12 protein-coding genes and 1 tRNA gene are annotated in these 12,907 nt (G+C 67.0%); 1 reads left to right on the top strand and 12 read right to left on the bottom strand.

The window, feature by feature from the left end; genetic code table 11:
• Position 1: 1 nt before the first annotated feature.
• From IEX50_RS06005 to IEX50_RS05995, 3 genes are all read right to left on the bottom strand, one after another.
• The gene (locus tag IEX50_RS06005) at positions 2 to 1,168 is read right to left on the bottom strand and encodes an HlyD family secretion protein (protein WP_157175195.1); all 1,167 of its coding nucleotides are present in this window, start codon (positions 1,166 to 1,168) and stop codon (positions 2 to 4) included.
• Complete coding sequence (locus IEX50_RS06000; protein ID WP_157175196.1) at positions 1,168 to 2,583, bottom strand: efflux transporter outer membrane subunit; 1,416 nt, start codon at positions 2,581 to 2,583, stop codon at positions 1,168 to 1,170. Before IEX50_RS06000 ends, IEX50_RS06005 begins: the two co-directional genes overlap by 1 nt.
• Positions 2,584 to 2,826: 243 nt before the next feature.
• Positions 2,827 to 4,896, bottom strand: coding sequence for a TonB-dependent receptor (locus tag IEX50_RS05995; protein ID WP_157175197.1), 2,070 nt, complete (start codon positions 4,894 to 4,896; stop codon positions 2,827 to 2,829).
• A gap of 174 nt (positions 4,897 to 5,070) precedes the next feature.
• Between IEX50_RS05995 and IEX50_RS05990 the strand changes: the two genes are divergently transcribed.
• Entirely contained in the window at positions 5,071 to 6,078 is a 1,008-nt protein-coding gene (locus IEX50_RS05990; RefSeq protein WP_157175198.1) for a fumarylacetoacetate hydrolase family protein, read from the top strand.
• A 130-nt stretch (positions 6,079 to 6,208) separates the two neighbouring features.
• Here the strand turns inward: IEX50_RS05990 and IEX50_RS05985 are convergent, their stop codons facing one another.
• The 9 genes from IEX50_RS05985 to IEX50_RS05945 form a co-directional block, all read right to left on the bottom strand.
• Complete coding sequence (locus IEX50_RS05985) at positions 6,209 to 6,577, bottom strand: hypothetical protein (RefSeq protein ID WP_157175199.1); 369 nt, start codon at positions 6,575 to 6,577, stop codon at positions 6,209 to 6,211.
• A gap of 165 nt (positions 6,578 to 6,742) precedes the next feature.
• Positions 6,743 to 7,114 carry a 50S ribosomal protein L7/L12 gene (gene rplL, locus IEX50_RS05980; RefSeq protein WP_076073194.1) on the bottom strand — a complete coding sequence of 124 codons (372 nt, stop codon included), beginning with the start codon at positions 7,112 to 7,114 and terminating at the stop codon, positions 6,743 to 6,745.
• Between the two features lie 52 nt (positions 7,115 to 7,166).
• Positions 7,167 to 7,682 carry a 50S ribosomal protein L10 gene (rplJ, locus tag IEX50_RS05975; protein WP_157175200.1) on the bottom strand — a complete coding sequence of 172 codons (516 nt, stop codon included), beginning with the start codon at positions 7,680 to 7,682 and terminating at the stop codon, positions 7,167 to 7,169.
• Between the two features lie 451 nt (positions 7,683 to 8,133).
• Entirely contained in the window at positions 8,134 to 8,832 is a 699-nt protein-coding gene (gene rplA, locus IEX50_RS05970) for a 50S ribosomal protein L1 (RefSeq protein ID WP_076073196.1), read from the bottom strand.
• Between the two features lie 4 nt (positions 8,833 to 8,836).
• Entirely contained in the window at positions 8,837 to 9,268 is a 432-nt protein-coding gene (rplK, locus tag IEX50_RS05965; RefSeq protein ID WP_076073197.1) for a 50S ribosomal protein L11, read from the bottom strand.
• 151 nt (positions 9,269 to 9,419) lie between these two features.
• Positions 9,420 to 9,959: a transcription termination/antitermination protein NusG gene (gene nusG / locus IEX50_RS05960; protein ID WP_076073198.1), complete on the bottom strand. Its 540-nt coding sequence runs from the start codon at positions 9,957 to 9,959 to the stop codon at positions 9,420 to 9,422.
• 8 nt (positions 9,960 to 9,967) lie between these two features.
• On the bottom strand, positions 9,968 to 10,171 hold the full coding sequence (secE, locus tag IEX50_RS05955; RefSeq protein ID WP_076073199.1) for a preprotein translocase subunit SecE: 204 nt from the start codon (positions 10,169 to 10,171) through the stop codon (positions 9,968 to 9,970).
• 120 nt (positions 10,172 to 10,291) lie between these two features.
• Positions 10,292 to 10,367 (bottom strand) — tRNA-Trp (locus IEX50_RS05950).
• A 63-nt stretch (positions 10,368 to 10,430) separates the two neighbouring features.
• Positions 10,431 to 12,782 carry a putative bifunctional diguanylate cyclase/phosphodiesterase gene (locus IEX50_RS05945; protein ID WP_157175201.1) on the bottom strand — a complete coding sequence of 784 codons (2,352 nt, stop codon included), beginning with the start codon at positions 12,780 to 12,782 and terminating at the stop codon, positions 10,431 to 10,433.
• Positions 12,783 to 12,907: the final 125 nt, after the last annotated feature.

The raw sequence follows: 12,907 nt of genomic DNA, 5'->3' as shown, positions 1-12,907 counted from the left end.
GTCAGCGGTCGAGGTGGACGGTGACGTCCATCGACAGGCCGACGCGGAGCGGATGGTCCCGCAACTCGCGCGGATCGAGCGTGATGCGGAGCGGCAGGCGCTGCACCACCTTGATCCAGTTGCCGGTCGCGTTCTGCGCCGGGATGACCGAGAAGGCAGCACCGGTGCCGCCCGCGAAGCCGGTGACGCGGCCGTGGAACACGACGTCGTCACCGTAGAAATCGGACACCATGTCGACGGCCTGGCCGACGCGGACCTTGGCCAGCTGCGATTCCTTGAAGTTCGCATCGACATAGGCGCGCCCGACCGGGACGACCGTCATGGCCGGCGTGCCCGCGGCGACACGTTGCCCGACCTGGACATTGCGGCGCGCGACGACGCCGTCGATCGGCGCGCGGACGATGGTGCGTTCGAGGTCGAGCCGGGCCTGGTCGAGCCGCGCCTGCGCCAGTGCCACGTCGGGGTTGGACCGTGCGGTGGTGCCGTTGGTCAGCGCGCGGTTGGCGGCGAGTTCGCCCTCGGCCGATGTGCGGGTGGAGGCGGCGCGGCGGACGTCGGCGGCGGCCTGCGCATAGGCGGCGGTCGCATCGGCGAAGGCGGAGCGCGCGCTCGTCAGTTCCTCGCCCGAGACGGCGCCGGTGGGGGCGAGCTTCTGACGACGGGCAAGGTCGATGCGGGCGCGGTCGAGGTTGGCGGCGGCGGAGTCGAGCTTGGCGCGCGACTGGGCGATGTCCGCCTCGCGTGCGGCGACGGTCGCGCCGAGTGCGGTGTTGTTCGCGGCGGTCTGACCGTAGCGCTGGCTGGCCTGTTTCACGGAAGCCTCGGCGGTGGCGAGCGCGATGCGGGCGTCGGCGGAGTCGATCGTCATCAGGATGTCCCCGCGGCGGACCTGCTGCGTATCGGCGACGCGCACGGAGGTGACCGCGCCCGAGACGAGCGGCGTCACCTGCGCCACGTCGGCGCCGACATAGGCGTTGTCGGTGGTGACGCGGGTCGACCCGACGAGCAGGTACCAGACGAGCCAGGCGATCAGCCCGAGAATCGTGACGACGCCGAGGATCAGCAGCAGACGCTTGCGCTTCGACGGCTGGATCGCGGGCGCGTCCTGGGTTTCGGTCGCGTCCTGTGCGTTGGCGCCCGGACGCGCGGTCGGATCAGCATCGGCCATCAATTTTGTCCTTCGCGGTATCCGCCGCCGAGCGCGCGGACGAGGGCGATATCGAGCGTGACTGCGCGCGCCTGGGCATCGACGAGTTGCCGGCGGCGGGTGAGGAGGCGGTCTTCGGCGGACAGCACGCTCAGCCGCGCGGACAGCCCGCCTTCGTAGCGTTGCTGCGCGATCGTGTAGGCGGCCTCGGCGGCCTTCACCGCCGCGGCCTGGTCAGCGATGCGCGCGTCGATCGCGTCGATGCCGGCGGCGGCGTCGGCGACTTCGCGAAGCGCGGAGAGCAACGTCTGATCATAGTCAGCGATCGCCTCGTCATAGATCGCGCCGGCGTTGCGGTAGCGCGCGCGGAGGCGGCCGCCGTCGAAGATCGGAAGCGAGAAGGCGGGGCCGGCGGAGCCGATCGACGAGCCCTGTTCGATCAGCTTGCCGAGGCCGAGCGACTGGAGGCCGATCAGCGCGGACAGGTTGACGTCCGGATAGAAGCCGGCGCGCGCGACCTTGATGCGCGACGCCGCCGCCTCCGCACGCAGCCGGCGAGCGACAAGATCGGGACGCCGGCCGAGCAGCGCGATACCGGCATCGGCGGGGACGCGCGCGGAGACCCCGGTGCGCAGGACTGGGCGGACGATGCGCAGCCCGCGATCGGGGGTTGCGCCGACCAGATAGGCGAGGCGGTTGCGGGACTGCGCGATCGATTCGTCGAGCTGGTTCAGCGTGGCGCGGGCGGCGGGGACGTCGCCCTCGGCCAGCCGCACCTCGCCCTGATTCTCAAGCCCGTTGGCGGCGCGATCGGCGACCAGTTTGCCGCTGTCGGTGCGGATGCGCAGTTCGGCGGTGGCGACATCGCGCTCGGCGTAGAGCATCGCCAGCTGCGCATAGGCGTCCGCCACGGCGGTGGTGAGCGTCAGCGCGGCCTGATCGGCATCGACGCGTGCGGCAACCGCCTCGGATGTCGCGGCGGCCAGCGCGGCCCGGTTGCGGCCCCACAGGTCGAGGTCGATTCGGCCGGACAGCGCGATGCGGCCGGTATCCTGGAACCCCTTCGGCACGAAATCGCGCGGGATGCCAAGATTATAGCTCTGTTTCGTCACGCCGACATTGCCGTCGGCGGTCAGCGTGGGGCGGCTGTCTGCACCAGTCTCTTCGGCGAGTGCTTCGGCCTGGCGCAGGCGGGCGGCGGCAACGGCGACGTCGGGCGATCCGGCCAGCGCCTCGGTCATCAGCGAATCGAGTTGCGGGTCCGCATAGCTGCGCCACCAGCCGGCACCGGGCCAGGCGGCAGCGACATCGGTGCGCGGCAGGATGGCAGCGTCACCCACGCGTGCCGTAGCGGCAGGCGGCAGCGTAGGGACGCTAGCGCATCCGCTGAGCAGGACGAGGCAGAGGGTGAGGGGACGGTACGACCGGACGGGCATGCCGGCGCCTTTACGCGTTCGGAAGGCGCGGGTCGATGGTTTCGATCGTCATAAGACGGTTTCGGCGATGTCACAAAGTTGCGACGTTGCAATGCTAGTTCTACACTTTATCCGAATGGGGCATATTCGGATCGGCTTGTCATTCGTAGGGGTGCGTGATGATCGAACGTTTGCGGCTGGGCTACCGCATTTTCTGCACGCTGGCCGGGGCGCGCAATGCCCCGACCCCGCAGGTTGTGCCGATCAGAAAGTGAACCGCATCGTGGCGCGCAGGTCGCGCCCGGCGAGCGGAGCATAGTCCTTTAGGAAGCTCGCGTGGCGGCGCGAGACCGTGTCGAAGATGTTGTTCGCCGACAGGACGAGCGTGGTCTTGTTGGTTTCGAACGGTTGCAGCGTGACCGACGCGTTGACGAGCGTGAACGCGTCGGTGTTGGTTTCGAACGGCTGCACGCGGTCCTGCTTGTCGGACCATTCGACCTCGACCCGGCCGGAGGTGCGCGGTGACTTCAGCTCGACCCCGCCGAGCAGGCGGAGCGGCGGGATGCGCGGGGCGGGACCCGACCCGATAATCCGCGCGCGGACATAGTCGGCGCTGCCGTCGGCCAACAGATCGTAATCGCCGAACTTCGCCAGCGTGGCGCTGCCCTCGACCTCGAACCCGTAATAGCGCGCCTTGGCCTGGTTGTACTGGAACACGGGCAGGTCGTCGCGGACCTCGCCGGTCTGGGTCTCGTAGATATAGTTGTCGAACCAGCTGTGATAGACCGACGCGGAGAGTGCGAACCGCTCGAACTTGGCGCGCGCCGTGCCTTCGAGGCCCCAGCTGGTTTCCTTGTTGAAGTCCGGGCTGCCGACCTCGAACGACTGGGTGCCGGCGTGCGGGCCGTTGGCGAACAGTTCCTCCGCCGACGGCGCGCGTTCGGTGTGCGATCCGTTCAGGCCGAGGCGGATGCCGTCCGCGACGCCGACGCTGGCGCCGAGCGAGCCGGAATAAGCGTCGAAGGTGCGGTTCAGGGCGGGGTTGCCGAGCGCGTCGTCGGCGACCGCGGTCAGGATCGAATGTTCGTAGCGGCCGCCGGCCTCGGCCTTGATCGCGCCGAGATCATATTCCTGCAGCGTGAAGAGGCCGTATTGCTGCGTCTCGTTCTTCGGCAGGAAGGCTTCGTCGCCGACCACGTTGAAGTTGCGGATCATCATCTGGCCACCGACCGCGCCACGCCAGCCCCCATGCTGTGCCTGGACGAGTTCGAGGCGCGCCTCGTAGCTGTCGTTGAAGAACTGCGTGCCGATCTCGCCGGTGTCTTCGATCTCGGCATGCTGGTAGTCGGCATGACCGGCGCGGAAGCGAATCTTCTCCAGCACATTGCCGCCGGTATCGACCTCGGCGCGCATGTCCTCGCGGGTCTGCTTCATCTTGAGGCGGACGGTTTCGGCCTCGACCGCCGGATCGAGCGAGAAGCGAATCGGGACACCGTAGAGATTGTTGTAGCGCGAGACCGAGACGCCGAAATTGCCGGTGTCCGTGACGATCGCGGCGCCGCCGGCGACCTCCCAGGTTTCCGCGGCGGAGTTGGGCAGTTTGCCCTTGAGATCGGCGAGATCCCGGACGCTCTCGTCGCTGCTCGCTGCGGCCTGCGCGCGGAGCGGGGGGCTGAGCAGGTAGCCGCCGGTGTCCAGATCGCCGGTCTTAGTGTAGCTGCCGTCGACGTGGAACACGATCTTGCCGAGCAGGGGGGCTTCGACTGCGCTGGACACGGAGCGTTCGTTCGCGGCCGAGCCGTAGCTGGCAAGCCCGTCGATGTGGATCGGTTCGTCGGGGACGCGGCGCGGGATGCGGCTGTCGATGACGTTGACGACGCCGCCGATCGCGGAGGAGCCGTAGAGGAGCGCGGAGGGGCCGCGCAGGACCTCGATCCGATCGGCGGTCAGGGGGTTGATGACGACGGCGTGGTCGACCGAGGTGTTCGACACGTCGAAGCTGCCGATGCCATCGGTCAGCACGCGGACGCGGTCGCCCTGGAAACCGCGCAGCACGGGACGCGACGCGTTGGGACCGAACGAGGTGGCCGACACGCCGGGCGTGCGGGCGAGCGTCTCGCCGATCGTCGGGCGAATCTCGCGGACGAGGTCGGCACCGGACAGAATCGTGACGCCCGACAGCGAACTGTCCGCATCGCGTGCGAACGGTGCGGTGATGACGATGTTCTGCGGCGCGTCATCGTGGAAGGCGACGGCAGCCTTCGGTGCGGGCTGTGCGGCGGGGGCGGCGGTCAGCGCGGCGGCGGCGGTGGTCGTGAGCAGGGACAGGATCATGAGTGGTCCGTTCGGGCAGCAGGTTCGACTCGGGACCTAGCGGGCATGTAATAGTATATCAACGCATTTACGGGTGTGCGGAGACGGCCCGCTGCCGTTTCCGCGGACTCGGGAGGATGGCGGCGCACGATGCTTGCCGCTATGTTGCACAAAACACACAGAGGAGAGGCTGCCATGAAGCTGGGATCGTTGAGATCGGGACGCGATGGTCGATTGGTCGTGGTGAGCAGCGACCTGGCGTGGTGCGCGGATGCTGGCCATATCGCACCGACGCTGCAGGCGGCGCTGGACGATTGGGAGCGGGTGGAGCCGGCGTTGCGGAACCTGGCGACCGACCTGGCGCACGAGGCGATCCCGATGATGCGGTTCCACGAGCGGCAGGCCGCGGCGCCTTTGCCGCGGGCATATCAGTGGGCGGACGGATCGGCCTATGTGAACCATGTCGCGCTGGTACGGCAGGCGCGCGGGGCGGAACTGCCCGACAGTTTCTGGACCGACCCGCTGATGTACCAGGGCGGGTCGGACGGGTTCCTGGGACCGCGCGACCCGATCCGGCTGGCGGACGAGACGTGGGGTTGCGACCTGGAGGCGGAGATCGTCGTCGTGACGGGCGACGTGGCGCAGGGGATCGATGCGGTCGCAGCGCGCGAGGCGATTCGGCTGGTCGGTCTGGTCAACGACGTGTCGCTGCGCAACCTGATCCCGGCGGAACTGGCGAAGGGGTTCGGTTTCGTCCAGTCGAAGCCCGCGTCCGCGCTGTCGCCGGTGTTCGTGACGCCGGACGAGCTGGAGGGCGCGTGGGACGGTGGGACACTGTCCGGTGCGCTGAAGGTTGACCTGAACGGGCAGCCGTTCGGGCGGGCAAATGCAGGTGCGGACATGACGTTCGATTTCGGCGTGCTAATCGCGCATTTGGCGAAAACGCGGTCGCTGGTGGCGGGCACGATCATCGGGTCGGGGACGGTTTCGAACCGCGGGCCGGACGGCGGGCCGGGGCGGAGCGTGGCGGACGGGGGTGTGGGCTATAGCTGCATCGCGGAACTGCGGATGGTGGAGACGATCACCGGCGGGGCGGCGGTGACACCGTTTTTGAAGGTGGGGGATAGCGTGCGGATCGCGATGGAGGATGCGCATGGGCATCCGATCTTTGGAGCGATCGAACAGGTTGTGGAAGGGGTTTAGGCTTCTTCTCCCTCCCCCTCCGGGGTAGGGGCTCGCGCGAATCTCCCATGACGCGTGTGGTGGACTCGTCGGCTCAAGCCGTGCCCCCCACCCAACCCTCCCCCCGGTGGTGGGAGGGCTTAGAAGCAGGTTAGCGGGTCTGCAGTTCTCTCGCCAAGCCGCAGCGGCCGAAGGATTGGCCGTCGTCGCAGCGGCGGTCGCGGAGGCCCTCGCTGACGCGGCGGTCGCCGGTGGAGTCTCGGGCGTAGCGTGGGCTGCGCGGTTCTGAGATCGGGTCGCCGTTCCAGGCGCGGTAGCGGTCCTTGGGGCCGGGGGCGCACACGATGATGTCGTCGCTATCGGCGGTGTCGCGCTTGCACATCGGCAGCGCGCTGGTGAGTTCGCGGTAGCGGCGCAGCGCCTCGTTCGCCGTGATCAACTGCCTAGCAGTAGGCGGCGGGGGCGTCAGCAGCACCGGGACCGGATTCGCGGCTAGCAGCGCGAGAACGAAAGCGAACATCGGTTGCTTGTGCGTCAGGGCTGACACGAAGGCCAGAGATTTGCGGACGATTCAATCTTGTCGCCGGGACACGAAAAAGGGGGCGGCCCTTGGCAGGCCGCCCCCTGATCCTGTTCCGTCCCGTGGCTGGCTCCCCGCCTGCGCGGAAGTACAGCCGGGTTGGACTTACTTGAGTTCGACGGTTGCGCCGGCTGCTTCGAGCTGGGCCTTGGCCTTCTCGGCTTCGTCCTTCGAAACGCCTTCCTTGACGGCCTTCGGAGCGGACTCGACGAGCGTCTTGGCTTCGGTCAGGCCCAGGCCGGTCATGGCGCGGACTTCCTTGATGACGTTGATCTTCTTGCCACCGTCGCCGGTGAGGATCACGTCGAACTCGGTCTTCTCTTCGACGGCCGGTGCAGCGGCGCCGGCAGCGGCCGGTGCGGCAGCAGCGGCGGCAGCGGAAACGCCCCACTTCTCTTCGAGCAGCTTCGAAAGCTCGGCTGCTTCGAGGACGGTCAGTGCGGACAGGTCTTCAACAATCTTGTTCAGGTCAGCCATGATATTCTCCGTGGCGGGCGCGTGCCCGCATGATGTTCAAACAAAAGCGCGATTAAGCGGCTTCTTTTTCCGCATAGGCGGCAAGCACGCGCGCGATCTGCGCGGCCGGCTCCTTGACGATGCGGGCGATCTGGGTCGCAGGTGCCTGCACCAGACCGATGATCTTCGCACGCAGTTCGTCGAGCGACGGAAGCTCGGCAAGCGCCTTGACCCCATCGATGTCGAGCAGCGTCCCACCCATCACGGCGCCCACGATTTCCAACTTGTCGTTGGTCTTCGCGAACTCAACGATCACCTTGGCCGGGGCCACGGGATCGGTGGACGTGCTGAGCGCCGTCGGGCCGACCAGCAGGTCGGACAGATCGGCATAGGGCGTGCCCTCGAGCGCGATGCGGGCAAGCTTGTTCTTGGAAACCCGGTAGCTGGCGCCCGCTTCGCGCATCCTGTTCCGCAGCACAGTGGACTGTGCGACGGTCAGACCAAGATTCTTGGTCACGACGACGACCTGGGTCGTGTCGAAGATGCTCTTCAGTTCGGCAACCAGTCCGGCCTTTTCAGCCCGATCCATAGTTACACTCCATTCACATGATCCCCGAAACATTCGGAGACCGCCCCGCGACGGACGAACCGCCGCGGAAGGTTGAACCACAGGACAAATAAGCCGTCCTGCGGCTGTCCGTGGGGGGAGTGACTGGATCGGCACGGGGCCGATGGCAGACCCGCCTGCCGCGATGGGCAGGACGGTGATACTCTTCCCCGTCTTGGCGGGAGATTAAGCATCCCGGAGGATGCACCCGCTGTCTCGGACGGTACTGACCGGCGTCGAACAGGTTCGACAGCGGCAAATCGATTTGATTCGATGGACGGGCGTCTAGCGCAATCCACCGGGCCTGACAATCATCATCCCGGCGAAGGGCGGGATCCCGCTTCGGCCAGAGGCTTGCTCTGCACCGGAGGGAGATCCCGACTTTCGCCGGGATGACGGTTGGGAGCGGGGCGGTTGACCCGCCCCGACTGGATCAGACGCCGGCGATCTCGGCGACGTCGACCTTCACGCCCGGGCCCATGGTGGAGGAGACCGCCACCTTCTGGAGGTACTTGCCCTTGGCGCCGGTCGGCTTGGCCTTCACGATCGCATCGACGAACGCGTCGAAGTTGGCGCGCAGGTCTTCGGCCGGGAACGATGCCTTGCCGATGCCGGAGTGGATGATGCCGGCCTTTTCGACGCGGAATTCGACCTGGCCGCCCTTGGCAGCTTTGACCGCTTCACCGACGTTCATGGTCACGGTGCCCAGCTTCGGGTTCGGCATCAGGCCCTTGGGACCCAGCACCTTACCGAGGCGGCCGACGAGGCCCATCATGTCCGGCGTCGCGATGCAGCGATCGAAATCGATCGTGCCACCCTGGACCTGTTCCAGCAGATCTTCGGCACCGACGACTTCCGCGCCGGCGGCACGGGCTTCGTCGGCCTTGGCGCCGCGGGCGAACACGCCGACGCGGACGTCCTTGCCGGTGCCCTTGGGCAGCGTCACCACGCCGCGGACCATCTGGTCGGCGTGACGCGGATCGACGCCGAGGTTCAGCGCGACTTCGATCGTCTCGTCGAACTTGGACGTCGCGTTGGTGCGGGCCATCGCGATGGCCTCGTCAACGCCGTACAGCTTCAGGACGTCGACGGCCTGTGCCATCGCCTTGTTCTTCTTGCTCAGCTTGGCCATCGGATCAGCCCTCCACCACTTCGAGGCCCATCGCGCGAGCGGAGCCTTCGATCGTCTTCGTTGCCGCGTCGATATCGTTCGCGTTCAGGTCCTTCATCTTGGCCTGGGCGATTTCCGCGAGCTTGGAGCGCGCGATCGTCCCCGCACTGATCTTGCCCGGCTCCTTGGAACCCGACTTCAGATTGGCGGCCTTCTTGATGAGGTAGGACGCCGGGGGCGTCTTGGTCGCGAACGAGAAGCTGCGGTCGGCATAGACGGTGATGACGGTCGGGAGCGGGGTGCCCACTTCCTGGTCGCCGGTCGACGCGTTGAACGCCTTGCAGAATTCCATGATGTTCACGCCGCGCTGACCCAGCGCGGGGCCGATCGGCGGCGACGGGTTGGCCTTGCCGGCCGGAACCTGCAGCTTGATGTAACCGGTAATCTTCTTCGCCATGATGATCTCCTATGGCTTAGCGGTACATGCGGCAGGTTTGACGCTGCCTCCCGCGGACTGATCCGGGTGAAACCCGGAAACTTGGAACAGGACGTTGCGTCCCGTTGAAACTATCTTGCGAAGTTGTCAAAGTTGCGGTGTTCGAAGCACCTTACTTTGCGCGCTCCACCTGTTCGAATTCGAGTTCGACCGGGGTGGCGCGACCGAAGATCGAGACCGAGACCTTGACGCGACCGCGGTCGAAATCGAGTTCCTCGACCAAGCCGTTGAAACTGGCGAACGGACCGTCGAGGACCTTCACCGAATCGCCGATTTCGTAATCGACCTTCAGCTTGGCCTTCGGTGCGGCGACCGCGGCTTCTTCCTTGGTGTTCAGGATGCGGGCGGCTTCGGCTTCGCTGATCGGCTGGGGCTTGCCCGACGATCCGAGGAAGCCGGTGACCTTCGCGGTGTTCTTGACGAGGTGATACACCTGATCGCTCATGTCGAGCTTGGCCAGCACGTAGCCCGGGAAGAACTTACGGTCGGACGTGACCTTCTTCCCGCGGCGGACCTCGGTGATCTTCTCGGTCGGCACTTCGACCGATTCGACGAGATGTTCCAGCCCGAGCCGGGTCGCGTCGGCGAGGATCGCTTCGCGCACCTTGTTCTCGAAACCGGAATAGGCGTGGATGATGTACCAGCGGGACATGCTCTACCTTAACCCTTGCTCGCCAGCGACAGCAGGAACTGCACGATCTGGCTGAAGATCGCATCGACGCCGAAGAAGAACAGGCCGAGCGTCAACGTCATGATGACGACCATGATCGCGGTCGTCACGGTTTCCTTGCGGGAGGGCCACACCACTTTCGCGGTTTCGGCCCGGACCTGCCGGATGAATTCGCCGGGATTAACCTTGGCCATGTCCAACCTTCGCGAAACGACGATAACGAGGCCAAGCGCACCCTTTCGGACCCTATCAGGCCCCGAAGGTGCGCCCGCCTCGTCTTCATTCTTACCGACCCGAACATCCACCCGGTGGGGTGGCAGGAGTAGGGGGACTCGAACCCACGGCCCTCGGTTTTGGAGACCGATGCTCTACCAACTGAGCTATACTCCTCCGGGTCGGAAGAAGCGCGTGCTTAGCGGGCAGCCGCGCGACATGCAAGCCGCGCGTGAGCGATCAGGCGACGGAGCGCTGCTCTTCCTTCTCCAGGACAACGGGCCGCGGCGCGACCATCAGTCGAACGGCGGCGGCAGTCATTGGCGAGCCAGCATAATGGCCCTGAATCCGATCAAGTCCGAGCGCCTGCATGCGGGTGAGGTCGGCATGGCTTTCGGCGCCCTCCGCGACAGTGGCGACGCCGAGCGCGTCCGCCATCGCGACGCCGGCACGCACGACCGCAAGGCTTTCGCGGCGGCCGTCGGTCGACCCGCGGACGAAGCTGGTGTCGATCTTGATCGCCGAGAAGCGACCGACGCGGATATGGCCGAGTGCGGCATAGCCGACGCCGAAATCGTCGAGCACGAGCCGGATACCGAGCGCCTGCAACGCATCGAGCGTCGGCAGGATCGTGGCGGAATCGGACAGGAAGAATGATTCGGATACTTCCAGTTCCAGCCGGTGGGGCGCCAGCCCGGCGTCCGACAGCGCGGACAGCACGGTGGCCGTGAACTGCGCGTCGTGAAGCTGCGCCAGCGCGAGGTTGACGGACAGCCGGATCGGATCGGGCCAGGCTGTCGCCTCGCGACAGGCAGTGCGCAGGACCCATTCGCCAATCCGGCCGGCGAGCTGTGCCTCCTGTGCCACAGGCAGGAAGTCGCCCGGCGCAAGGTCGCCGAGGGTCGGGTGGCTCCAGCGGATCAGCGCCTCGAAACTGTCGATCACGCCGGTGGTGGCGCAGACGACCGGCTGGTAGGCGAGATGGAATTGGTCGCCGATGTCGAGCGCCTCGCGCAGCGCCGCCTCCATCATGCGGCGATGTTCGGCGTGAATCAGCAGCGAGGGATCGTAGCGCCGCATCGTGCCGCGGCCGTCGTCCTTCGCGCGGTACAGCGCGAGATCCGCGTTTCGGACGAGTGTTTCGACCGAGCGGCCGTCGCGCGGGGCGAGCGCCGACCCGAGGCTGGCGCCGATCCGGATGATGTTGCCGTCGACCTCGAACGGTGCGGACAGCGCGGCAATGATGGCGTCGCCCAACCCGTCGACCGCGCCAGGCGTGACGCGTGCCAGCAGAATCGCGAACTCGTCACCACCCATGCGGCCGCAGACATCCTCGTCCGTGATCAGCGTGCACAGCCGTTCCGCGACGAGTTTGAGCACCCGATCGCCGACCGGATGGCCGAGCGTGTCGTTGACCGGCTTAAACTTGTCGAGATCGATCAGCAGCAGCGCGCAGGGGTGACGGTCGCCCAGCGCGCGGCCGATGCCGATACGGAGCGAGTCCATGAATTCGCGGCGGTTGGGCAGGCCGGTGAGCGCGTCGATCCGCGCCAGCCGATCGATCTTTTCCGCCGAGCGCCGCTGTTCGGTAATGTCGGAGCCGACACCGCGATAGCCGAGGAACGCGCCGTCCGCATCGTAGCGCGGGGCGGCCGACAGGCTCCACGACCGCGCGTCGCCGTTGACGACGATCTGGAACACCAGGTTGGAGAAGCGTTCGCGCGCGTTCATCAACGAGACGAGATTGCGGAGCGCGGCGGTGCCGGTCTCGTCCGCCGGCCCGTCGGACAGCAGGCGGAGCAGCGGCATCCCCTCGAGCCGGGCCGGATCGCGCGCGGCGGCGTGCGCGAATCGCGGGGAAACCGCAACGAGACGCTTGGCGCTGTCGACCTGCCACAGCCAGTCGGCAGCGCTGTCCTCGAAATCGCGCAGCAGGAGCCGGACGACCTCGCTCTTGTCCTCGAGCGCCTGATCCGCCCAATGGCGGGCGATGAAGGCGCGGCCGACGCCGAGGCCGCTCGCGCCGAGCAGCCCGGCGTAGACCGGCGGCAGCAACGCGAGCAGCGGCGATCCGGTCCGCGCGAGCATGATCGATAGGCCGATCGACGACGGCACGAGGAACATCATCAATACGCCGGGCACGGTGCCGGTGGTGAGCGCGGTGAGCGCCATCAGCGCGCAGGACAGCAGGCAGGCCGCCAACTGCTGTTCCGTGCTGCCGCCGATCGCGAACAGCGCGGGCGGCAACGCCCAGAGGAGGCCGAGACCGCTGCTGCGGATGCCGTGGAGGAGGAGTCCGTCCGGATCACCCGGGCGGGTCCGCGCCCGGATGCGCGCCAGATCGAGCGCGAGCAGCAGCGCGGTGGTCATGAGCCAGGCGAACAGGCCGGGCAGCGGCACCGAACCGACGAACAAGGCAGCGATCAGGATGCCGGCGGCGACGAACGCCGCGGACGTCAGCGGCAGGCCGCGCGCGAGTTCGGCATATTGCGCGACGCGTACGAGGCGCCAGTTCGCAAGGTCGGGATCGACGAAACCGGCGACGACCCGCCACGAACGGGCGGCGGGGGGTATGGAGGTGGCGTCGATCATGTTCCCGCCGGTATGGGCACCGATCCTTTATGATCGGTAACCGAAGGTCTAAACTTTAGGACCCGTTTGTTACAAATAATTGGGGGATCACTATAAAAAAAGATCGTTCGGATCGTTACGCCGGC

The sequence above is a fragment of the Sphingomonas prati genome, from assembly GCF_014643515.1.
In the GTDB taxonomy this organism is placed as follows: Bacteria; Pseudomonadota; Alphaproteobacteria; order Sphingomonadales; family Sphingomonadaceae; genus Sphingomonas_R; species Sphingomonas_R prati.
The sequence above is the reverse complement of the archived record's forward strand: the minus strand, read 5'-3'. Positions and strand labels throughout refer to the sequence as shown.